The following is a 23,767-nucleotide window of genomic DNA, read 5'->3' as shown; positions in this document are numbered from 1 at the left end:
ACGAAATCAGATGAAGAAAATTAAATATATACTATTTGGAATATTGCTCGTTTCAATCACTTCCTGTGAGTTAATGGGTAATATAGATGATATTCAGCCCGAGAATGTATTGACGGATGAGACCTTGGTGTCCGATAAGAATTCAGCCGAAGCCGCTGTAAATGGGGTGTATTCCTCATGGCGCTCTATCGATATTGGCTGGTTTACCAGTTTAATGTCTATGCGTAGTCATGCTGAAAACTTTAGATACATCGGTGGCTATCAGGGTTTTGCTGAGAATGATATAAAAGTAGAGAACATTGGGGTGGAGAAAAATTATACCGCCCTCTACCGTGTGATCAATATTGCCAATTCGGTGCTTGCCCAGCTGGAGGGTGAGTTTGTGGAAGGCCTTGAGGCTGCACGACAGACTGAGATGATTGCGGAGCTTAAGTTCCACCGTGCCATGGCGCACTTTCATCTATTACGCCAGTTTGGTGAATTTTGGGATGCTACCTCCGAATATGGTGTTGTTACGTACACTGAGCCTGTGCGTAGCAATACACCCAAGCAGCGCGAAAGTGTAGGAGCTGTATATGAGTTGATTGTAAATGACCTGAATGCAGTAATAAGCGATGCTCCGGTGTTTCCCAAAGGACACTACTATGTAAGCCAAACAACCGGCAAGGCTTTACTGGCAAGAGTTAAGTTATACCAGGGTGCCTATCCTCAGGCAGCTCAATTGGCCGGCGAAGTTATTGCAGAGGCTCCCGGGGCTGGTTATATGCTCGAGGAAGTTTATTTTGATGTATTTCGTAATGCTGCCAAGTCATCGGAAGTGCTGTTTTCGTTATATGCCAGCTATCCCAATGAGCCTACCAGCATGAACATAACAAATTTGAAAGTAGGTGATACCAGTAAACGCATTGCTGATGAAATGGTAGAAGGGGATATGGTGTACGATGCTCGCTATACCGATGCCTACATCAATGCTGCCAGTAAATATGTGCAGAATGATTATGCCTCAGGAGAAATGGCCAATACCCATTTCTTTATTCGATTGGCCGAAATGTATTATATATTGGCTGAGGCAGAAGCCCGTCAATCACATTTTGACGAGGCGCGTTTGGCATTGGCTGCCATTTGTGAGCGTGCCGGTTACGCCCAGGAAGAAATTGAAGCCATTCCTAATGCTCTGGTGCTTGAGCAGATCCTGAAACACAAGTGGATGGAATTGAATACTGAAAATAATGAGGAGTGGTATGATCTGGTACGTTATCATGTAATTGATGATTATGTGATCGCACCCGATTATGTGGCTTCCGATAAGCTATTGACCTTACCCATTCCGCGTTCGGCCATGGCAGGTAATAATCTCTTAAAGCAAAATAAAGGATATGAATAAACGATTTTTCAATAAGATGAGCATGGCCCTTAGTTTGGCTGTGCTTGTCGCAGTTTTGCCCGCTTGTCAGTTAAATAAGGGTTACAAGGTAAATGGCACGTTACACGGCGATGTGGAAAATGCCCGTATCTATCTTCAGAAAAATGACTATGTATCACAATCCATTGTGGACAGTGCTGTGGTTAGCAACGGACAGTTTACTTTAAGTGGTGAAGTAGATTATCCGGGTTTATACACCCTAATTGTCGATCGCACACCCGAAGGAGAGGCCTCCAATCCAAAGTATAAGAACAAAGCAAGCTTCTATCTGGAGAATTCAGATATTAGCTTTGAGGCAAATATCAATACCATGGCCGGATTTTATTACAATCCGAAGCGCAAAACCGAGCCTGCGATCATTAAAGGCTCACAGGCACAGGCTTTGAAAGAAGAGTATAGTGCGATTGCGAAGCCCTTTAATGAAAAGTTAAGGAAGCTAAACCAGCGCTACATGGCTGAGTACTTAAGCCCTTATTTTGATAAGGGTATTGAAAATACCGCTGTGGGTATTGAAATTGCGCGCCAGGAAAATGCACTGAATAAGCAATTGCGTGATGTGAAGCTTAAGTTTATCCGCGAGAATACTCAATCCATTGTAGCGCTCGATTATGTATCTTATTTCTTTACCGGTATGTATGTTGATTTTACTGTTGAAGAAATTGATGAGATGGTCAGCTGGATGGAGAAGGACTGGCAGGGAACCCCATTATTCACCCGTTTGAAGGAACAGGCCGAAGCTGCTAAAAGAGTAGCCTTGGGTGAGGAGTTTAAAGATATTGAGTTGCTGAATCGTGAGGGCGAGCTCGTGAAATTATCCTCATTAATTGAACCTGGTAAATTTAATATGCTGGAATTCTGGGCGAGCTGGTGCGGCCCGTGTAGGGGGGAAATACCGCATTTAAAGCGTGTACATGAGGAATGCAAAGACAAAGGATTTAATATCATCAGTATATCAGTTGATAGTAAAGATAAAGACTGGCAGAAAGCCATGGAAGAAGAGGGTATGGTATGGAAGCAGTTGCGCGACCCCAAGGGCATGAATGGCGAGGTAAAGGCGGTTTATAACGTTTTGGGCGTGCCTACTTGTATTGTACTGGATAAGGAAAATCGTATTTACAAAACAAATATGCGGGGAGCCTATTTGGATGCTTTCCTGGAAGAGGAAGTGCATTAACAGGAGAACACTATAACGTGTTATTGGGGGATAGTTCGATTATATTCGGGCTATCCCCATTTTTTTTTTTTAAAGAAAATGCGCCTTGCAAGGTGCCAACTTCGCTTTATATAAGCGCATTTCCGCTCTATACTTAACCGAATACCAAGGGCATTGCTTCCGTTGGCTGAGTTCTGTGTTTGGTGGATAACCTTGTTGCTAAGTTAGTTGTGGATAAATGTGTTAATTTTGACGAATCGAATACAAGGAAACATTTTAATTTGTATGTTTGTCAGCATAGTTATAATAGTCATGAGAACAGTAATGGATAAAATATTAAAGTTTCTACGGAGTACCCGATGCATGATGCATGAGGGCGGCTATTTCTATTTCTAAAAAAATAATATACAAACTACAATAGAAGGCCGGTTTATACCGGCCTTTTTTTATAAACAATAACTAACTATGAAGCATCTTATAATTAATCAGAACGATTCAGCGCGAATCCGTCGCCTTGTGGCCGATGGCCATAATCGCAAGATGTATCAGACCAAAGAAATCTTTAATTTGTTGAGTGAGATTGAAAAAGGGAAGAGCTATGCTCCAGAGCAGGTACCCCCTCAGGTAGTTACGATGAACTCTGTTGTAAGGGTGCGATACCTCGATACTAATCGTGGTGTTGATATTCAAATTGTTTACCCCGAGCAGGCTGATATCAAGAAGAACAAACTTTCTATTTTTGCACCCATCGCCACTGCCTTATTGGGATACCAAAAAGGTGATACCATCGAATGGGAGGTACCTAAGGGCACCATCTCTTTGCTTATCGAAGACATTCTCTATCAACCTGAGCAGGCTGGCGATTACCATTTGTAGTATTTACATGAAATGACAGATCGCATAGGCTATCGTTCAATTATGCGATAGCGTTGTACCATCATTGCCCGAATTATTCATAGTTGTTGTACTTCATCATATTTTGACGAAGAAAAAGTAACTTTGAACGCTTCGGGCTTTTGGTTTATTGCCGGGTAATGTTTTTTTTTGTTCTCTCAAGCCTAATCATTCCTCAATTCATTTATCTGAAAATATTCACATATAATATAATAATGAAAAGTACTTTATTTAGTTTACTGATGGTCATCATCATGGCATCGTGTGGTCATTCTGAGCGCGCGCATCGCAACGTACACAATCTGGAGCATTGGCAGTTTAAAAAGGGAGAAGAAGCGGGTGCAGCACAAAGCAACTACGATGATAGTGCCTGGGAGACCGTTACTGTGCCTCATGACTGGGCTATATATGGTCCCTTTGACAAAGAGATTGATAAGCAGATGGTGCGCATCGTTCAAAATAATGAGCAAAAGGCCACTGAAAAAACGGGGCGAACAGGAGCCCTGCCTTTTATTGGTGCAGCATGGTATCGCACAAAAATTGATTTATCAGACTTACGCGATAATAAGCAGGTTTTATTATGCTTCGACGGGGCCATGAGCAATGCTCAGGTATATGTTAATGGACAAAAGGTAGGCGAGCGTCCATATGGCTATAGCTATTTTTACTTCGACATTACAGATCTTGTTTCGGATAATGCGGATAACCAGATAGCAGTGCGGCTTGAGAATCATCCCTTCTCATCCCGTTGGTATCCTGGCGCCGGACTTTATCGCAATGTAAAAGTAGTGGTGAATGATAAAGTGAGTTTTCAGCACTGGGGACACTTTATTACTACGCCTTTCATTAGCGAAGAGCAGGCGCGGGTGAATATTCAGTCTCGTGTGCAGGGGAGTGATGTTCGCGTTGAGCTTAGCATACGCGATCAGCAAGGCAAGATAGTGGCAAAAGGAAGTTCCGATCAGCAGTTTGGTGACAAGATAGAGCAGCATGTGGCCGTGCCCAATCCTGTTTTATGGAGTCCCGATTCGCCTTATCTCTATACCGCTCAGCTTAATCTTTTTCAGGGCAACACCCTCAAGGATACAGAGACTGTTCGTTTTGGTATCCGCGATGTAAGCTATACACCCGAGCAGGGTTTCCAACTTAATGGTGAGACCATTAAGTTTAAGGGAGTTTGTTTGCATCACGATTTAGGTCCTCTGGGTGTGGCCATTAACAAAGCTGCACTCAAGCGTCAGTTGACCATTCTTAAAGATTTAGGATGTAATGCAGTACGCTCGGCACATAATATGCCTTCCATCGAGCAGCTCGAGCTTTGTGATGAGATGGGTTTTCTGTTTTTGGCCGAGAGTTTTGATGAGTGGAAGAAGCCAAAGGTAGCCAATGGCTACAATAAATACTTTGATGAGTGGGCCGAGAAGGACGTAGTTAACCTGGTGCGTGCCACGCGCAATCACCCTTGTGTGGTTATGTGGAGTGCTGGTAATGAAGTACCCGATCAGTGGGGTAGCGATGGCGTTAAGCGACTCAAGTTCTTACAGGATGTGTTTCATCGCGAAGACCCCACAAGACCGGTAACGGTAGGGATGGATCAGGTGAAAGCGGTTATGAATAGTGGCTTTGGTGCCGTGGTGGATATGCCCGGACTCAATTACCGTGTGCATCTTTACGAAGAGGCTTATGAGCGCTTTCCACAGGGCTACCTGCTGGGGTCTGAAACAGCTTCTACAGTTAGCTCACGGGGAGTTTATAAATTTCCCGTTGAAGGAGGACCCGATATTCAGCATGATGATCTACAGTGCTCATCTTACGACCTGGAGTATTGTAACTGGTCCAACATACCCGAAGACGACTTTGTAATGCAGGATGATAAGCCCTGGGTGATTGGTGAATTTGTGTGGACGGGTTTTGACTATCTGGGCGAGCCCACGCCTTACGATAATTATTGGCCATCGCGCAGTTCTTATTTTGGCATCTGCGACCTGGCAGGACTGCCTAAGGACAGATATTACTTGTACCGTAGCCGCTGGAATACCGAAGAGGAGACACTACACGTGTTACCACACTGGACATGGAAGGGCCGGGAAGGCGAAACAACGCCGGTGTTTGTTTACACGAGTTACGACAGTGCCGAGCTTTTTGTTAATGGCAAGAGTCAGGGTAAGCGAACTAAGAGTAAGGAGTCGAAATTGCAACGCTACCGCCTTATGTGGAATGATGTAAAGTATGAGCCTGGTTCCATAAAAGTGGTGGCTTATGATGCCAGCGGCAAGGTGGCCATGGAGAAAGAAGTGCATACTGCCGGCGAAGCCTATACGCTAAAGCTGGAGGCAGATCGAACTGAACTAATAGCCGATGGCAAGGATATCAGCTTTGTTACCGTATCGGTGGTAGATAAGGATGGGCGATTGTGTCCTCATGCCGATCATCAGTTGAATTTTGAGGTGCAAGGTGCGGGTAGTTTCCGAGCGGCTTGTAACGGTGATGCCACGTCGCTGGAGTTGTTTCATGAGCCCAGCATGCAAGCCTTTAGTGGGCAGTTGGTAGTGCTGGTACAGGCTGATAAAAAAGGCGGCGATATTCAATTGACTGTGGGTGGTGATAAGCTGAAAGACGCAAGCATTAATCTGAGTGCTGTAGGGCGATAGTCAGGTTATTAGAAATATAAAAGCGGTTTGTTAGCTTCATTATGCGAGGCTTACAAACCGCTTTTTATTTGGATTATTGCGATATTTTTTGTATTTAGGTATTAATGATGCCCTTTTGTTAGGAGAAGATAAATGCCTTTTTTGAACTTACTATTATTAGCGGTATCACCTCAAGCTGCATTGATGAATGCGCAAGAGCAAGCTGAAAATCTTGAACAGAGTAGGCGTGAATAGTTTTAAATCTAAAAAAATGAATTTTAGCTTAAAAAACTTGACCAACTACAACATTAGAACAAAAGATGGTGAGAAAGCCGAAATTGTTGACCTTTTGTTCGACGAAGAGCAATGGCGAATACGCTATGTTCAGGTTGACCTGGAAACACTCAACAAGGATAAAAAAGTACTGATTCCCCGTAGCATTATGGTGGGGGTACCCCGCAAGGAAGGGACACTTCAGTTAGATGTTGAGAAAGCCCTTATTGCCAATGGTCCTACATTGGAGCAACATGCTCCGGTATCACTCAGATTTCAGGAAATAATCAACAAAAACTACGGGGTACTCAACTATTGGGATGAACCCTTTATGGCTACCGGACACGTGGGGATGGCCAGCCTTATCCCAACTGTACTGAAGGCCCAAAACCGAGAAATAGAAGAGGAGGAGATTAAGACCCTGCTGCGTAGCTTTAATGAAGTGCTCGGATATCAGATACGTGCCAAGGATGGCGCTCTCGGTCATGTTGAGGACTTGATTGTTCGCGAGGAGGATTGGCAGGTAGCCTACGCTGTGGTGGATACAAGCAATTGGTTGCCTTGGAGCAAAAAGGTGTTGATACCACTTTCGTACTTGCAGCATGTGAGCTACGTGGATGAGGAATTGAGCATTAATATGGACAAAGACGCCATTAAGCATGCACCCGAATATGATCCCAGTGCTTTGATTGATCATTCGGTGGAGCAACGCACCCATTCTTTTTATGAAGATCTTGTGAAGCTGAAGTAATTCAACTGCCAGCATGCTGTCTCCCTAAATCTTGGTATCTAACATGATTTTAAAGTAAAAGAGGGATCAGATACAAATTTCGACTCTAAGCAAAAACTAACCCCGGAGGGGTTTGAATAGCTATAGCCATGGGAGCCAACCCATGGCTATAAATGTATATAATTACAACCCTTGAGTCGGTTGAATGTGAGGGAAACCACATATTTTCTATTTTTTTCACTGACCTTACGATTTGTAATCATTCTTCCCTTTGCGCTTGAGAGCAAGGGGAAGTACGACGCCTAAGGCGGTGGATGGGAATTGTTGATGGGCTAAATGCTCAGCATATATCTTTTCTAAAATCGTCCGGGGTTTTTCTAATATTGTCTAATTAGTAGAAGTCGTGCGAGTTAAATGTGATTAAAAGTTAAAGAATATACAATTCTGAAAAAAATACAGATGATTTTAAAAAGGCTTGATGTGCCCACCTTCTATATTTGACCACATCAATAGCAAGTGCTTCGGCGCTGTAATTACTAACAAATAAATCATCAGTATTATGAAGAAGTTCTTTACACTAACTTGTATTTTTTCTCTGCTCCTCTCTGTGAGCGCATGGGCACAAACCGATATTACCCCCGCCCGTTATAAATTTAATAACTTACCTGTTGGGCCTTTTAGTTTGGATAAAGCCAATCCAGGAGCCAACCCACCAAACGGCGATCCAGATGTTATGAGTAATTGGAATGATGGTTTTATTACGGCTTGTAATGGAAATCTTAATTCTTTAACAACAGGCCAGGGAGGAATTTTAAACTCTTACTTTCAAATTCTTGATATGGGCGGTGATGTAGGTAAGGTTCTGTGCATGAAAGGTAGCGGTTCTACATTTCCTCACGGAGTAGCCGGAGATGATGGCTTTTGGCTTGGTTGGTGGAATCTGGCATTCTATACCGATAAGGATTTAACTCCTAGTATTGTTGACCTTACATCTAGTGGTCTGTCAGTTGAAGAGGCTGAGAAACAGGCAACAGTTCGTATGAGAGTAGTGTTTCATATTCACCAAAATGAGTTGACAACAACCAATAAATTATTTGATGTATTGGGATATACATATTCAGGAAACCATAAAACAGTAGATGGCGTTTTAACCGCTACCCAAGAATTCAAAAGTGGAGATTGTGCTAGTCAAATAGTTGACCCAGTAACATTTTTACCTGAGCTTACTTACGACGATACCAAATGGATTGCCTGTGAGTATGATTTTGTTGCCAAAGAGGTTGATGGTGCCCCTCTGCGTTTTACTTTTCGTTTTGGAGGTAATGCCAAGAATACGACATTATTAATTAAGGAATTGACATTTACAGCCAATCCAAGTGGTGAGCCCATCGAAAATCAAGAATTAACTTTAGTTTCTGATCCTGTTGCTACTGCTATTAACGACCTGCCATCAGCAGATGAACTTAAATGTTATGGAAGTAATGGTGAATTGGTGATTACCAACGCCGATGCCAATGAGCAGGTAGAGGTGTATGCGCTGAGTGGTCAGTTGATTTCTTCACGCCGTGCCGGACAAGCGCAAGTGCGTATCCCGCTTACAAAAGGTTTATACATTGTACGTGTAGGTACAAGAACTGCTAAGGTAGCTGTTAAGTAACCGTAATATCAACATACTAGTCAAATTGATATTATAAAAAATAAGATCAAGGTAATGCTTCTTCCCTTTTTGCTTTGGCAAAAGGGGAAGAATGCTGCCAAAGACAGGGGGATAGGGATGATAAAACAGCCTTACACTTAGTCGTACACTGGCAGAACAAGATTTGATAGAATAGTCCTTTTATACATCTACCCCGAAAGTAGCTGGATGCTATATGCACCAATCTACGGCGAACAGAACAGCCAAAGGAAGATAAAGAGAGAGTCCATGAAGAAATTAATGATAGTGTGTTTCGCCTTGCTAAGCTATGTAGGCGTAATGCAGGCACAAGTAGATAACTATGCACTAAGCATGCCGACGGGAAGCGGTGTGACGCTCAATGAACTAACTGCCTTGTCCAATAGTGATAGCTATACGCTGCAGTTTTGGATGAACCCCGGTGTTTGGTCACCCGGCGCAACTATTTTGAGTACCGGCACTCAGGCGCTGCGTACAGAGCTGGGAACAGAAAATAAGCTTCTTTTTAAAGTTGGGGAACGAACCTTAACAATATCCTCGCCTGCGCTAATGGCTGGTAAATGGTGTCACCTTAGTTTAGTTTATGCTAAGGGGCAGGCAAGTGTATATGTGAATGGTATTGTGCAAACAACAGAAACCATTAACTTAGATTTACCTGTCAGCCTCGGATCACTTAGCCTGGGTGGCAACAATTATGAAGGTCGTCTGGATGAGTTGCGATTCTGGAACACAGCCATATCAGATCCCTTCTTTTTAATGTGGCGTAATACGGTGAACAAGCATCATCCCAACTACGCCAATTTGGTGGCCTACTATAAGTTTGATCAGGATCAGTGCCCCAATGTGGTGGATTACCAGATGAAGCACCACGGTACTTTCACCGGTAGCGCTGATCGTAGCCTGGTTGCTGATAACCAGGCTTTCAAGTATCGTCGTTCGGTGGCCTATACCGATTTTGCCCGCTGGGCCGACCGCGAGATTGATGCTGACAAATACCTACTGTCCAATGATCTGATTATCCTGAGTCTGGAAGTTAATTCGGCCGGAGAAGTGAACATCCCCTTTGCCGATAATAAGGGGAGCGTAAGTAATGGTAATTACCTGTCAGAATATCAGGGACGTCAGGGTGTACTGGCCTTAAATGGTTTGGGAGCGCAAATGAATGTGGGTGCCAAGGCCTTTAATCCAAAGGATAAATATGCTTTCTCAAGCTGGATATACCTCGAAGAATGGACTGAAGGAGCCTTTATTTTCCAAAAAGAGAAGTCAGATACGGAAGGATTTTCGATTCGTTTAGGCGATGAAGCCCGTAAAACTATTGTGGTGCGTATCAATGGTGTTGATTATCTACGCCCTAACAATATGGAAGTTAAAAAGTGGGTGCATCTGGGAGTTGCTGCTTATTCTACTAATAATTACAATGTGTTTCATGCCTCTTTTAATGGGGAAACATATCCTGCAATTAACATGGAAGTAAGCGTTCATGATTATCAGGTAAGTGGTTTAGAATCCACGCCAGCGTTAATTGGAGTCAATCTCAATGCCAAGTTAGATGAGACTGTGCTGTGGAATGCCTACCGTTCTTCAGATAATATGAAGGCGGCCATGACGGAAACGCCTATGCCTAGCGATACACGTAAGGTAGAGGCCCAGACGCTTTTTGTAATGGACTCGTATTGGGACTATAACCGTCCTGAGAATGTCGGCTATGATTCTTATTCCTATAAGCATTTTATCTCCATTATGCGCAGTCATTACGAGGGGCATCGCGGATATATGATAAGAGGTGGTTTCAAAGGCTTTAGCGGTTGGGAAGATCGTTTTGCTGATCCGGCCTTTCGCAGCAAGTTTGCCGATGAGGTAGCTCGCATCGCGCCCGAATTTGATGGTATTGACCTGGATTTTGAATGGTGTTATGACGGTACATGCTGGGATAACTATGGTAAGGTCATCGAAGCTATTCGTGCTAAATTTCCGGCAGATAAAGTACTCACGGTTACCCCACACTATGTTGCTTATACCTTGCCTCAGCAGTATGTAGATAAAGTCGATTATTTTCCTTTCCAGATCTACGGCCCGGGCAAGCATGTATTTTTATATAGTACATATGTGGATGCGCTCAATCGTTTTACCGCTGGTGGTCGCTATCCCAAAGAAAAAATCGTATTGTCTTATGCCACCACTACCTCTAGGGGTTATGATGCTGTAACCGATGTTGAGAATAAGGGCGTGGCGCCAACGGGAGTGCGAAATGGTTTGTTGGATAATGGCTATACACCGGATATGAATAGTGTGATTGACGGCAGTGGTTACCGTCGTTATATCACCGGCTACAATCAGGTGATCGACCGTTGTGAATTTATTCACGATAACGATCTGGGTGGTATCATGTACTGGGACATGGGTAACGATGTGAAAACATCTCACCCCTACAGCTTAGCGAAAGCTGCCAGCTTTTCCTTGAACAGTAATGTGGATCCCCTGATTACTTCGGTAGACACTACACCTACTGGGATGGAAGATATTGAGAATACTGCTGGTCAGATGCGTGTCTTTCCTAACCCCGTGAAGTCGGTTTTAAATATTGAAATGCCGGCAGGAGAGCGCCTGCGCAGTGGCAAAGTATTTAACACCCGGGGAGCAGTGGTAAGAGAAATTGCAGAAGCCCAAGTGCAAGTGCCTGTTCAGGCCTTGAATACCGGACTTTATTTTATTCAAATTGAATCAGATACTAACACTAGCTATACATCTAAGTTTATCATCCAATAAAAATTAGAACATGAAGTGTAATTGGGCATGGCTCATCGCCCTTGTGCTCACCTTGAGCATGATGGCCTGTGAAGACGAGAATTATGATTTTGGTGATCCCAACCTGGCCTCTGATTTTCAGATTGTCAGTATCACCGATTCTGTGAGTGGCTACGATTTTGATTTTGTGAATCCTCAGCCAAAGGACACTACCTACATCTATCATTACCTGCAACGCGATACGGTTTATAATCCGGATGGTTCAGTGGGTGAGGTTAATGTGGATACGGTTTATTACGAAGGTAAAACAGCGAAATTGTATGAAGTACCGGTTTTGCTATTACCCAGTTACAAAAACCGGCTTTATATCCGTGTAAAATCCAATGCACGTTGGAATGCTCCGGTTATTCCTTTCCCCAAAGGGCACGATTGGATTAAGAATGACCAGGTGGCAGGTATTGGCGATGCTATTATTGACTATAAGGTAGGGTCCCGTATGTATGGTCTCGAACAGTATTTTCCTGAGGACTTCCTTATTCCCGTGAGGCGGAGGATTGAAACGCAATACATTACCACTCGCGACAGCATGGTGATGTACAAGCTGCAGTTTGAGCAAAAATCAATGACAGAAGAATAAGCTAAGTAAAGAGAGTGATGAAACAAAGAACAATTACAATGTTGATGTTACTGTTCTGGCTAATGGGTTTTTCGGCCATGGCGCAGGATATTAGCATCTCAGGAAAAGTGGTGGATGACACCAAAATGGGTTTACCCGGTGCTTCCATAGTGGTTAAGGGTACCACCATTGGAGTTATTACCGACATAGATGGTAATTTTAACCTTAAGGTACCCGGTGAGGAAAGTGTGATTAGTATTTCTTTTGTGGGCTTTAAAAGCCAGGAGTTTAAGGTGGGCAGCAAGCGCGTATTCAACATCGCAATGAGCAGTAACCTTGACTTGGAGGAAGTGGTTATTGTAGGTTTTGGTACGCAGAAGCGGGCCAACGCCACAGGCGCCGTGAATACCATCGATGCTGAAGTACTAGATTCGCGCCCCATTTCTAATGTTGCCGATGGATTGCAAGGCGCCATTGCCGGTTTGAATATCAGCAATGACTTAGGGGGAGCACCCGGTCAGGAGATGAAGATTAATATTCGTGGTTTGGGTACCATTGATGAAGGTTCTAACTCTAGTCCGCTGGTTCTCATTGACGGCATGGAAGGAGACCTGTCATCAGTGAATCCTAACGATATTGCGAATATTTCAGTGCTGAAGGATGCCGCTTCATCCTCTATTTATGGTTCGCGTGCTCCTTTTGGTGTTATCCTTATTACTACCAAATCCGGAAATAAGGATACCCGTGTTAATTACACGAGCAACTTTCGTTTTGCCGATCCCATTAACATTCCCGATCCTGTGGACTCGCACACCTTTGCACTGATGATTAATGATGCTTATATGAACTCCGGTCAGAGTCCGCAGTTCAGCCAGGCACAGTTGGCCAAAATTCTGGCCTATCAGCGCGGTGAGCTGCCATATGGTACGGAAGCTCACCCCACGCAAAATCGTTGGTACTCAGGGCAGCAGGCCTTTGGCAATACCAATTGGTACGATGTACACCTAAAAGATGTGGTGACTTCTTATGAGCATAACCTGAACTTCAGCGGTGGAAAAGAAGGTGTGTCCTATTTCTTTTCAGCTAATTACCTGAAGGAGAATGGTGTATTTACTTATGCTGATGATGCTTTTAGCCGTTTGTCGGTAAATGGTAAGATTAAAGTGGATTTATTGGACAACCTTACTTTTAACTGGAACACCCGCCTGGTAACTACCGAGAATGATAAGCCTAGCGCATTAAATGCGCTGTTTTTCCATAACCTGGGACGCCGCTTTCCAACCATCCCGGTTTATTTGCCCAACGGTGAGTATTCGCCCGAGTCGCTTATACCGGCCCTTACCAATGGGGGACGTCAGACGCGTAATGACCGCATCGTTTATAATCAAGCCAAATTAACATTTGAGCCTATCAAAAACTGGAAGTTTTATGGAGAACTGGGTAGCCGTCTGGAGAACCCGCGTGAGACACGACAGTTTAAAAAGCTGGCCATGACACTGCCTGATGGTATGCCCGAGTATTTTCAGGTGCTGGAAGGGGTGATCGATAAATCCGATGTACGACCCAATGGTACCTTCCTGCGTCAACCACCGGCTGGTACTTCATACTACGAAAAAGGTAATGGACATGTTAATTATTTGAGCACTAACTTCCGTAGTGATTACGAGCGAACGGCAGGTGATCATTACTTCAAAGTGTTAGTGGGTGTGCAAACAGAATACTATTACAAGGAGTTTACCCGTGTTTCCTCCGATGATGTATTAATTGATGACAAACCCTTTTTACCTTCTCCGGCCGGAACAAATCCGCTGATGTCGGAAAAGAAAGGGGAGTGGTCTAACCTGGGTATTTTTTCGCGTTTCAATTATGTGTTCCGCGATAAATACATGGCGGAGGTAAACTTCCGAACCGATGCAGCTTCACGTTTCCCGAGCGAGCAGCGCTGGGGGTATTTCCCATCATTCTCATTGGGTTGGAACATTGCTCAGGAAGGATTTTGGACTTCATTGGCTGAACAGGGATTTGAAATGTTGAAGTTGCGGGCCTCTTATGGTCAGTTGGGTAACCAGAATACATCCAGTTTCTATCCGTACTATCAGGTGATGAGTCCAGGTGCAAGCGGTGTTATTTTAGGAGGTGAAAATGCTAACAAGCTTCCGGCTCCTGCCCCCTTCACCCGCTCACTCACCTGGGAGAAAATTGAAAATACCGGAGTAGGTCTTGATTTTGGATTTTGGGGGAACCGTTTCCGAGGATCGCTCGATTGGTATAAGCGTGTTACCAAAGATATGATAGGGCCGGCTAAGGCTTTACCCAATATTTACGGAGCCAAGCCACCCCGGACCAATAACTCCGAGCTGGAAACAGAAGGCTGGGAATTGGAACTTAGCTATCGCGACCGTATTGGTTCAGATTTTAGCTACGATGTAACCGTTTCGTTAAGTGACTACCAAAGCACGATCACAAAGTATGATAGCCCCGATGGCGCTATCGATGGATATTTTGTAGGCAAGAAGCTGGGTGATATCTGGGGTTATCGTGTAGAAGGTATTGCTAAGAGTGATTTGGAGATGCAGCAGTGGCAGGATAAATACTCACAATCGAGCCTCGGGGCTTACTGGGGAGCCGGTGATTTTATGTACAAAGATCTGGATGGATCAGGCAGTGTAAACCAGGGTGGTAACACCATTTATGATCCGGGTGACCGCGAGGTGATTGGTAATGCCACCCCCCGTTATACCTACGGATTGCGATTGGGCGGTGCCTATAAGTTTATCGATTTCTCACTCTTTCTGCAGGGTGTGGGTAAGCGCGATTATTTCTTTGATGGTAGTGCTACCTTTTTTGGTATCGCCGCACCATGGCAGCGTTCACTGTACAAAGATCACCTTGACTACTTTCGTCCGGCAGGCGATCCGCTGGGAGCTAACCTCGACCCATACTATGCCCGTCTGAAAACATCGGGCGAGAACCGTCATGTTAATGATTACTACATGCAGGATGCCTCCTATCTACGCCTTAAAAACGTACAGATTGGCTTTAACCTGCCCAACAAGCATATCTTGTCGAAATACATTAGTAAAGCGCGGCTTTATTTTTCCGGAGAAAACCTGCTGACCTGGACCAATCTTATGATTGTTGATCCCGAGGCTGTGGGGGGTACAGAGTACGGACCTGGTAAAGCTTATCCGATGTATTCGACCTATTCAGTAGGTTTATCGGTAACATTTTAATGTGCAGTAGTAAAAAGAACGACAATGAAGAAAATATTATATATTTTAAGTTTAGTACTGATACCGGCTTTTTGGAGCTGCGAAGACTTTCTGGAGCGCGATCCCCTGGATTTTGGATCCGATGAGGCTTACTTTAATAGGGTGGAAGATTTGGCGATGTTCACTACCACCTTTTATAAGCAACTGCCGGGTATGAGTAACTGGTATGGGGGCTTGTATAATGCCGATAACAATAGCGATAACCAGTCGTCACATACGCCTAATATTAATTTTTATAAGGGTGATAAGCAGACGCCTTTAGTAAAACAGAGCGAATGGAAGTTTGAGGTTATCCGTGATATTAACTACTTTTTGGCCAAGATTGCCGAAAAGCGTGCTGCCGGTAAAATCATGGGAACCGAAATACTGTTGGATCACTATGTGGGAGAAGCGTATTTCTTTAGAGCCTATGATTACTTTCGTTTGCTTTCAACCATTGGTGATGTTCCCATTCTTACGGAGATGCTCTCCAACGACTTTGAGGGACTTGTGCAGGCTAGTAAAAGAGCACCCCGCAATGAGGTTGCTCGTTTCATACTGTCTGACCTGGACAAAGCCATTGAGCTGATGCTGGATGAAGCGCCTGAAACAGGACGTTTGTGCAAGGATGCAGCACGTCTGATGAAAGGGCGAGTGGCCTTGTATGAAGCTACCTGGTTAAAGTATCATCAGGGCACTGCCCTGGCTCCGGGTAATGCCAAATGGCCCGGACATGCCATGTACCCCGATTTTCAGTTTCTGGCCGGTGGCATCGAGGCCGAATACAACTGGTTCTTCGAGCAGGCTTACGAAGCCGCTGATGCGGTGGCGCAGGCGCGTCCGCTGCACGATGATTATCAGGAGATGTTTAACCGTATAAAAGGTCTTGAAAGCATTCCCGAAGTGATCCTTGCCCTTTACTACGAGGAGGGAGTTGTATCGCACAGTGCCACGCATTACTTGTCGCGGACAGGTGCAGGTACAGGACTTACAAAGGCCTTCGTCGAAAACTTCCTGTTGAGCAACGGTATGCCTTTATATGCTGATTCGGAAGGTTTGTATCAGGGGGATTTGATGGTGCACGATGTACTAAAGAACCGCGATAATCGATTAGTATCTTCAGTTAAGGATGCCGGTTTTGTAATGCGTCAGATTGAACAAAATGGAGAGCTCGTAAATGATACCGTGGTGGATTACCTGCCGAATATCCATGTTGTGGGTAACCAGGGTACGGCTACCGGTTATGAGATTAAGAAGTGGATGAGTACCGAAGATGGACAGGATGAGGCTGGAGCCGGAACTACTGATGTGCCTGTTTTCCGTGCAGCTGAAGCCTACTTGATTTATCTTGAGGCGTATTACGAGCGTCATGGTGCATTGGGTGGTAACTGCGACACTTATTGGAGAGCCTTGCGCAATCGTGCTGGTGTTGATGAGGATTACAACGCAACCATTGCCGCCACCATTTTAGAGCAGGAAACGGATCTGGCTACCAAGTCGGCAGGTACTTACGTTTCACCTACGCTTTACAATATTCGCCGCGAGCGTCGTTGTGAGTTTGTGGCCGAAGGGTTTCGTTATAATGACCTGAAGCGCTGGCGTGCCCTCGATCATATGGTTAACTATAACATCGAAGGTATTAACCTGTGGGAAGACATGTATCAATACTACGATCCTAAGGATATACAGGCCGGCGTAGTATCGCAAAGTGGCATGGGTAACTATGTACAGCCCTTGCGACTCAATGCTTCCTCTCCGTCTTATGGTGGATACACTTTCCCCAAGGCGCACTATCTGGAGCCTATACCTGTGAGTGAGATCATTATGACTTCGCCCAATGGTGATGTTAATAGTTCCACCATTTATCAAAACCCCGGATGGCCCAGTAAAGTGGCAGGAATTGCAGACTATGCTGTGGATCTGGATTAATATTAAGACATAGTGCTTTATAGTTTTTATTAAGTAATTTGCGTAAGCTCAAAAAGAGTTTATTTCACAAACGGTTTTAAGTTAATATGACTTAATCGTTGCTGATAGTATGTCAATAGACGACTCGCAAAAAAATCAGCTTAATACATCTCCGATGAGCCTGACCTGCTAAGCAGTGGGCAGGCTCATTATTTGTTTTGATAAAAATTATAATTAATTAACTAAATGAATAATCTAAGAGGTATTTTTTTGGTAAAAATAAATATTATAATAAATACTTATTTATGATGATGAATAAATTAAGACTTTGTGCGCTTTTTGTGCTGCTGATTTGTGGGCTTTCTGTTGTGCAGGCCTCGGTGGATGTAATACCCAAACCGAACCATTGCATTGCTAAAGGACAAGGTTTTGAGTTTAACGAAAATACTCGCTGGTTGGTCGATAGTCCTGCTAATATAAGTGCTTTAAATGCTCTGCTTGAACAGTTTAGGGTGGCTGCTAACTATAGTTATAAAGCTGAGCTGAGTACAAGACAAAAGCGCAATGCTGTAACGCTGAAAACCAATGCTGCATTAGGCAAGGAGGCTTATACCCTCGAAACCAATAAGGATGGTGTGGTGATTGAAGCCGCTACTTACAATGGATTCTTTTATGCGGTACAAACATTACGACAGTTACTGCCCCTGGCCATTTTTGAGGACAGCTGGCAGAAAGATCAGGCATGGACGGTTCCCGGCCTACGGATTCAGGATGCTCCGCGCTTTGCTTACAGGGGCTTTATGCTGGACGTGTCGCGTCATTTTTTGCCGAAGGAATTTGTACTACGCTTGATTGACCAGCTAGCCATGCACAAGGTTAATTATTTGCATTTCCACCTGGTAGATGATAATGGCTGGCGTTTAGAGATAAAAAAATATCCTGCACTTACCGATGAGGGAGCCTGGCGGGCCGAGCGTAACACTTTCTTCTCATTGCGCCCTAACCCCGTAGATGGTGAGCCCGAGCAAATGGGGGGGTATTACACTCAGAACGATATTCGTGAGATGGTTGCTTATGCACAGGCGCGTAGTGTTGAGATTATTCCGGAAATAGAGATGCCCGCACACACCCTGTCATCCTTGGCGGCTTACCCAAATCTGGCATGTCCAACAACGCCCAAACCCATTAAGGTTGTGCCGGGCATGGGTGGTGAGTTCTCTAAAGTTATCTATTGTGCCGGCAACGATTCGGTGTATGCTTTCCTTGAGGATATGATTGATGAAGTATGTGAACTATTCCCGTCGGAGTATATCCACCTGGGTGGCGATGAGGCCAATAAAACGCATTGGAATCAGTGCCCTTTGTGTCAGGCGCGCATCAAAGAAGAAGGCCTGACTTGCTCGGAAGATCTGCAGGGTTATTTTATTAAGCGCATGGCAGCTTATATTAATGGCAAGGGCAAAAAAGTGATGGGCTGGGATGAGCTCACCAATGCAGAAGTGCCTGAGGGGACCACTGTTATGGGGTGGCGCGGTAATGGCTTTGCCGCTGTAAAAGCTGCCGAACAAGGCAACCCTATCATTATGACACCTGCCAAGGCTTTGTATTTCATACGTTATCAGGGCCCTCAGTGGTTCGAGCCCTATACCTATTTTGGTAACAATACTCTTGAAGATGTTTATAAATACCAAGCCACTGAACTGCTGTCAGCAGAGCAAGAGAAATTGCTAAAAGGCATACAGGCTTGTCTATGGACAGAGTTTGTAACTACGCCCCAGGAGGCCGAATATATGATCTTCCCTCGCATGAGTGCCTTTGCTGAAAATGCCTGGACTGAAGTACAAAATAAAGACTGGGCCGATTTTATTGGGCGCAACGATCGCCTTATGACTATTTATAAAAAGGAGGGTCTCAATTATGCCAACTCAGTAAATAACCTTTTTCATGAGGTACAGCCGGTCGAGGGACATCTTGAGGTGAGCCTCAGTTGTATTCGTCCTGATGTAAGCATATATTATACGCTGGATGGTAGCGAACCCAAGAACACATCCCAACCATACGAAGGAACGGTTACGATCAAGCAAGCCGGTAAAATGCGCGCAGCTGCCTTTAAGGATGGACAACGCATGGGTGCTATTCTCAATCTGAATTGTCGCTTTAACAAGGCAACAGGCAAGCCCGTTATTGCGCGTTATGCGCAGGCTTATACTGTGAGTAATGGTTTGATGGGTACTGCTAAAAATACAGATGGAGAATACCTGGATTTATACAATCAGGATGGTGAATTTACCATTGATTTATTGAAGGTTATGGAGTTTGATAACGTGGTATGTAGCTTTCTGAACAATAGTGGAGCAGCCGCACATCTGCCGGCAGAAATAGAAGTGCTGGTATCGGATGATAATAAAAGCTTTCAGTCGGTGCAGCGCAAAAGCCTTATTCCGGCTGTTCGTTTCGAAGCCGGTGTAGCAAAAAAGATGATTGAACTGAATGTGCCTCAGTGCAAGGCTCGTTTCGTAAAAGTGAAGTTGACCAAGCCGGGTATTTGCCCACCTTCCCACGTTAGGGCAGGTCAGTTCTCTCGTATGGCGGTAGATGAAGTCATCATCAATTAAGAACTATCCGCTTAGTAAGGTTTCAGAAAGCCCCTGTCAATTTAATTTGGCAGGGGCTTTCTCAATAAAATGCGTAGTTTTGCAGAGGAAAGTTGGGATTCTAAGGTCTTGTTTTTATGAATTTTTCGAAGCATACATTGTTAGTATTATTTGGCATAGGGCTCTTTTTTTGGGGAAATTTTCAGAGTGCCTTTGGCAAGCCGCTTAGCAAGCAATTTTATACAGAACAAATAGCCATCGAACAGGGTTTGTCGCAAAACTCTGTTCGAACAATATTACGCGATGCAGTGGGGATGCTGTGGATAGGTACCCGTAATGGATTAAACCGTTATGATGGAACACGCATGAAATGTTATCATGCTCGTGAGACTGCCCCCGATGGCCTGCCGGGCAATTATATTTATTTTATAACTGAAGACGATAAGGGTGATATTTGGGTGGGAACCGACAAGGGAATGGCTACCTATTCACGGCATAACGATACTTTTCATCAGGTTGTGACAGGCCGTGCCCAGCGCGACACGGTTTATAGTAACGTGCTGGTGCACAATTCAAAGCTGATATTTGGAGCTGGTCGTCACCTGGCTTTATATGATATGGTAAGCCGAAGCTTTGAGTTATTGGATTTTAAAGGATTAAATACCGGCTTGCCACTTTTTTATCAGATTTTTCCGTGGCAGGGAAATACTGTCTTGATTATTTCGAGATGGAAGGGTGCTTATTTTTGTGATTTAAATAGTGGTCAGTTAAGTCGGGTGCCTTTTATTGCAGAAGACGAGATTATGGCTGCCTGTATTGATAACCGTGATCATCTTTGGATCAGTGGTTACAAGAAGGGGGTTAAGGTTTTTGATAAGCAAGGCCAATGTCTTCGGCATTTTACAAAGACCAATAGTGCACTGCAAAATGATGTTATCCTTGATATTACACAGGTGGATAATCAGCTGTGGATGGGCACTGATGGACATGGTGTGCAGGTTTACGATCTGCTAACAAATCGTTTCAGTAACATCGGTAATATCGCTCCTTTTTTTCATCGTTTGCGATTAAATACTGTATCGCATATTTATTGTGATACCTACGGTGGCTTGTGGCTCGGGACGGTTAATAGTGGTTTGTTTGCCATTAAGCAAGTGTCCATATCGGCTCATACCAATGCACCATTTAATAGTCCTTTGGGCTTAAGCAGTCCTGCTGTACTTAGCTTGTACGAAGATGAAGCCGGGCAGGTGTGGGTGGGCACCGATGGGGGAGGCTTAAACCGTTATGATTCACAAACCGGGCGTTTTCAGCATTATGCCTCTACAAAAGGCAAAAAAGTAAATGCAATTGTGTCGCTTGATCAAGGTAGCTTGTTGCTTAATTGCTATTTAGAAGGATTGAAACATTTTGATATTCATTCGGGCAAGCTCAGTAACTATTCGGTGAGTATTGCAGACACTTTGTCGATGCCTGGTCAGCGTTACCTTGGGGTGAGCCTTTTGAAAGATTCCAATGGTACTATTCTTCTGCTCGAAAATGAAGTTTATCGTCTCGATACTCAAAAGAGAAGGTTTGAGTTGTTGCCTCGCACCACCCAACTGCAAGGCGATGGCGAACTGAAGCCTGCGGGTACTTTTCAGGATGCAAGTATTTTCTTCAGTAAAAAAGGAATTTATAACTACGATGCAGAGGCTCGTCGTATAGACCTGCTTCATAAGTGGGCCGGTACAGACGATATACAGGCGGCAGTATGTCATAATATGGATACCGTATGGGTGGCCAGCTCCGGCACCCTGTGCGCTTATGATATGAATACCAGGCAATGTGAGGTACTACTGTCGGACACCGATCGGCCCATCAACAGCCTGTCAGGTCCGGTTAATGATCAGTTGTGGATGGGGCTAAATGGCGACCTGATACTTTATAATACCACCCTTCATACAAGCATGCGTTATGGTGCCTCCGAAGGAGTTTTTCAGAATGAATACCTGGTTAAATCGGTGCTTACCACGCGGAATGGGGATGTGTATCTTGGCGGGGTTAATGGCTTGGTGCATATTCGTAAGGGCTATTATCAAAAATCCGAAAGTCCGGTGGAGCTGCATCTTACACAAGTTGAACAAAATGGACAAGCCTTATCTGCCAAGCGCTATGCCGACCTGATGGCTACAAAAAAGATAGATGTGCCCTGGCACTATACAAGTTTTCGTTTTTCGCTATTAATTAAGAGTCACGACTTCTTCAGCGATAAGCGTTTCCGATACAAGGTGGGCAACAAAGCGAGGCCTTATGTCGAGTCATACGATACTGAGTTCGATCTTTCCTTTCTTCCTCCGGGAACTTATCCGGTGAGTGTGCAAACCCAACTTTCCAATGGTGATTGGTCTGCGCCTCAGGAGCTGCTGCTATTTACAGTTATGCCTCCTTTTTGGCAGCGAGCCTGGTTTATTTGGGCTGTAGTACTAATAATGGCGCTTGTGTCGGCAGCAATGCTGTTTTTTTCTGAACAGCGCCGAAAAAGAAAAGTACAGCTGGCCCTGGTGCAGAAGGATCGTGCCGTTAATCATCAAAAGCTCAATTTTCTGGTGAATATCTCTCATGAGCTGCGCACTCCACTAACCCTTATTGCCGGTCCTGTTGAACAGCTGCTGAAATCAGACAACCTATCTGCCTCAGCCCTTAATTTGCTCACACTCATAAATCGTCAGGTGCAACACCTGAAGGCTTTAACAGGTCAGGCGCTTAGCCTGGGTAAGATGGAGCAGGGCGATGAAAAGCTGTCCAAGAAGGCTGTTTCGCTTAATTCCTGGCTAAAGACGGTTGTAAATGAATTCGTTTTTGAGCTGGAAAAGCGGAATATGCAGATAGCATGGCAGCTGGATGATCGCGTTGAGAATGTGATGATGGATGAGACAGCCTGTAAAAAGGTAGTACACAATCTTATGGTTAACGCTTTTAAGTATGCCGGCGCATCAGCCACTCTGTCGTGGTCAACCCGTAAGCTTGATGAGGAAGTGGTTGAGATCGCGATTGGCGACGAAGGTATGGGACTTCAGCCGGGTGATGATACCCGAGTATTTGAGCGTTATCGGCAAGGTGATGCTCACAACGAAGGCTATGGCATTGGCCTGTCCTATGCCCGCGCTTTGATAGAGATGCAGGGCGGTGTCATGGGTGCTAATAATCGACCCGAAGGGGGGGCACGTTTTTACTTTACGCTACCTTTGACTTATTGTAACAGCCCGGAGGGTACAATAATGCAAACCAACAGCACTGATGTGTTGGTGGCAAATAGCAAGGCATCAGAAAATATTAAAGCCGTATTGTCACCACTGACGCTTCTGGTAGTGGATGATAATGCTGAGATGACACGTTACTTAAAGAGTATTTTTGCCCCTTATTTTAAAAAGATATATCTGGCTGGTAATGGACAGGAAGCCTTGAGAATCACAGAGGAGCGTCAGCCCGATATGATTGTATCAGATGTGATGATGCCTGTGATGGATGGAATTGAACTATGCCGTCGTGTGAAAACCACCACCTCCATAAGTCATATTCCGGTTGTATTGCTTACTGCCCGCGATGAGGAAGGGGCTGTTAATAAGGGCTATAAAATGGGTGCAGACCGTTATCTTACCAAGCCCTTTAGTAATGATATGCTCATGGATGTGGTTTACAACTTGCTGAAACGTCGTCAGCTTTTAAAGGAAAAGTATCAGACTCAACAGCCACATAAACCCATGGATCAGAAGCTGGTGATCAGTAATGCTGACGAGGAATTTATTAATAATATTGGCTATAGTTTAATAATGCGTTGTAAAACCGATTAGTTGTTGATAACATAGGTCTATTTTCAAAAACCTTTCCTT

General features: G+C 44.4%; 12 protein-coding genes. All 12 read left to right on the top strand.

Annotated elements, in window-relative coordinates; genetic code table 11:
• Positions 1-10 precede the first annotated feature (10 nt).
• Positions 11-1,384 carry a RagB/SusD family nutrient uptake outer membrane protein gene (locus tag ACRD7A_RS01865; RefSeq protein WP_430809642.1) on the top strand — a complete coding sequence of 458 codons (1,374 nt, stop codon included), beginning with the start codon at positions 11-13 and terminating at the stop codon, positions 1,382-1,384.
• The gene (locus ACRD7A_RS01860) at positions 1,377-2,597 is read left to right on the top strand and encodes a redoxin domain-containing protein (protein ID WP_430809641.1); all 1,221 of its coding nucleotides are present in this window, start codon (positions 1,377-1,379) and stop codon (positions 2,595-2,597) included. The genes ACRD7A_RS01865 and ACRD7A_RS01860 overlap by 8 nt, the downstream gene beginning before the upstream one ends.
• A gap of 444 nt (positions 2,598-3,041) precedes the next feature.
• Entirely contained in the window at positions 3,042-3,452 is a 411-nt protein-coding gene (locus ACRD7A_RS01855; protein ID WP_430809640.1) for a GreA/GreB family elongation factor, read from the top strand.
• Between the two features lie 233 nt (positions 3,453-3,685).
• Positions 3,686-6,121: a glycoside hydrolase family 2 TIM barrel-domain containing protein gene (locus ACRD7A_RS01850; RefSeq protein ID WP_430809639.1), complete on the top strand. Its 2,436-nt coding sequence runs from the start codon at positions 3,686-3,688 to the stop codon at positions 6,119-6,121.
• A 250-nt stretch (positions 6,122-6,371) separates the two neighbouring features.
• Positions 6,372-7,124, top strand: a complete 753-nt coding sequence (locus ACRD7A_RS01845; protein WP_430809638.1) for a PRC-barrel domain-containing protein — start codon at positions 6,372-6,374, stop codon at positions 7,122-7,124.
• A gap of 538 nt (positions 7,125-7,662) precedes the next feature.
• Positions 7,663-8,760, top strand: a complete 1,098-nt coding sequence (locus ACRD7A_RS01840) for a T9SS type A sorting domain-containing protein (protein ID WP_430809637.1) — start codon at positions 7,663-7,665, stop codon at positions 8,758-8,760.
• A 267-nt stretch (positions 8,761-9,027) separates the two neighbouring features.
• Positions 9,028-11,547: a LamG-like jellyroll fold domain-containing protein gene (locus ACRD7A_RS01835; RefSeq protein ID WP_430809636.1), complete on the top strand. Its 2,520-nt coding sequence runs from the start codon at positions 9,028-9,030 to the stop codon at positions 11,545-11,547.
• A gap of 10 nt (positions 11,548-11,557) precedes the next feature.
• Positions 11,558-12,163, top strand: coding sequence for a hypothetical protein (locus ACRD7A_RS01830; RefSeq protein WP_430809635.1), 606 nt, complete (start codon positions 11,558-11,560; stop codon positions 12,161-12,163).
• Positions 12,164-12,180: 17 nt separating this feature from the next.
• Positions 12,181-15,375, top strand: coding sequence for a SusC/RagA family TonB-linked outer membrane protein (locus tag ACRD7A_RS01825; protein ID WP_430809634.1), 3,195 nt, complete (start codon positions 12,181-12,183; stop codon positions 15,373-15,375).
• 24 nt (positions 15,376-15,399) lie between these two features.
• Positions 15,400-17,322 carry a RagB/SusD family nutrient uptake outer membrane protein gene (locus ACRD7A_RS01820; RefSeq protein WP_430809633.1) on the top strand — a complete coding sequence of 641 codons (1,923 nt, stop codon included), beginning with the start codon at positions 15,400-15,402 and terminating at the stop codon, positions 17,320-17,322.
• A 284-nt stretch (positions 17,323-17,606) separates the two neighbouring features.
• Positions 17,607-19,916 (top strand): glycoside hydrolase family 20 protein, encoded by a 2,310-nt coding sequence (locus tag ACRD7A_RS01815; RefSeq protein WP_430809632.1) that lies wholly within the window; start codon positions 17,607-17,609, stop codon positions 19,914-19,916.
• Between the two features lie 116 nt (positions 19,917-20,032).
• On the top strand, positions 20,033-23,728 hold the full coding sequence (locus tag ACRD7A_RS01810) for a response regulator (protein WP_430809631.1): 3,696 nt from the start codon (positions 20,033-20,035) through the stop codon (positions 23,726-23,728).
• Positions 23,729-23,767: the final 39 nt, after the last annotated feature.

This window comes from Carboxylicivirga longa (assembly GCF_050589825.1).
Classification (GTDB): domain Bacteria; phylum Bacteroidota; class Bacteroidia; order Bacteroidales; family Marinilabiliaceae; genus Carboxylicivirga; species Carboxylicivirga longa.
Note: the sequence above shows the minus strand (reverse complement) of the source record. Positions and strands in the feature narration are given on the sequence as shown.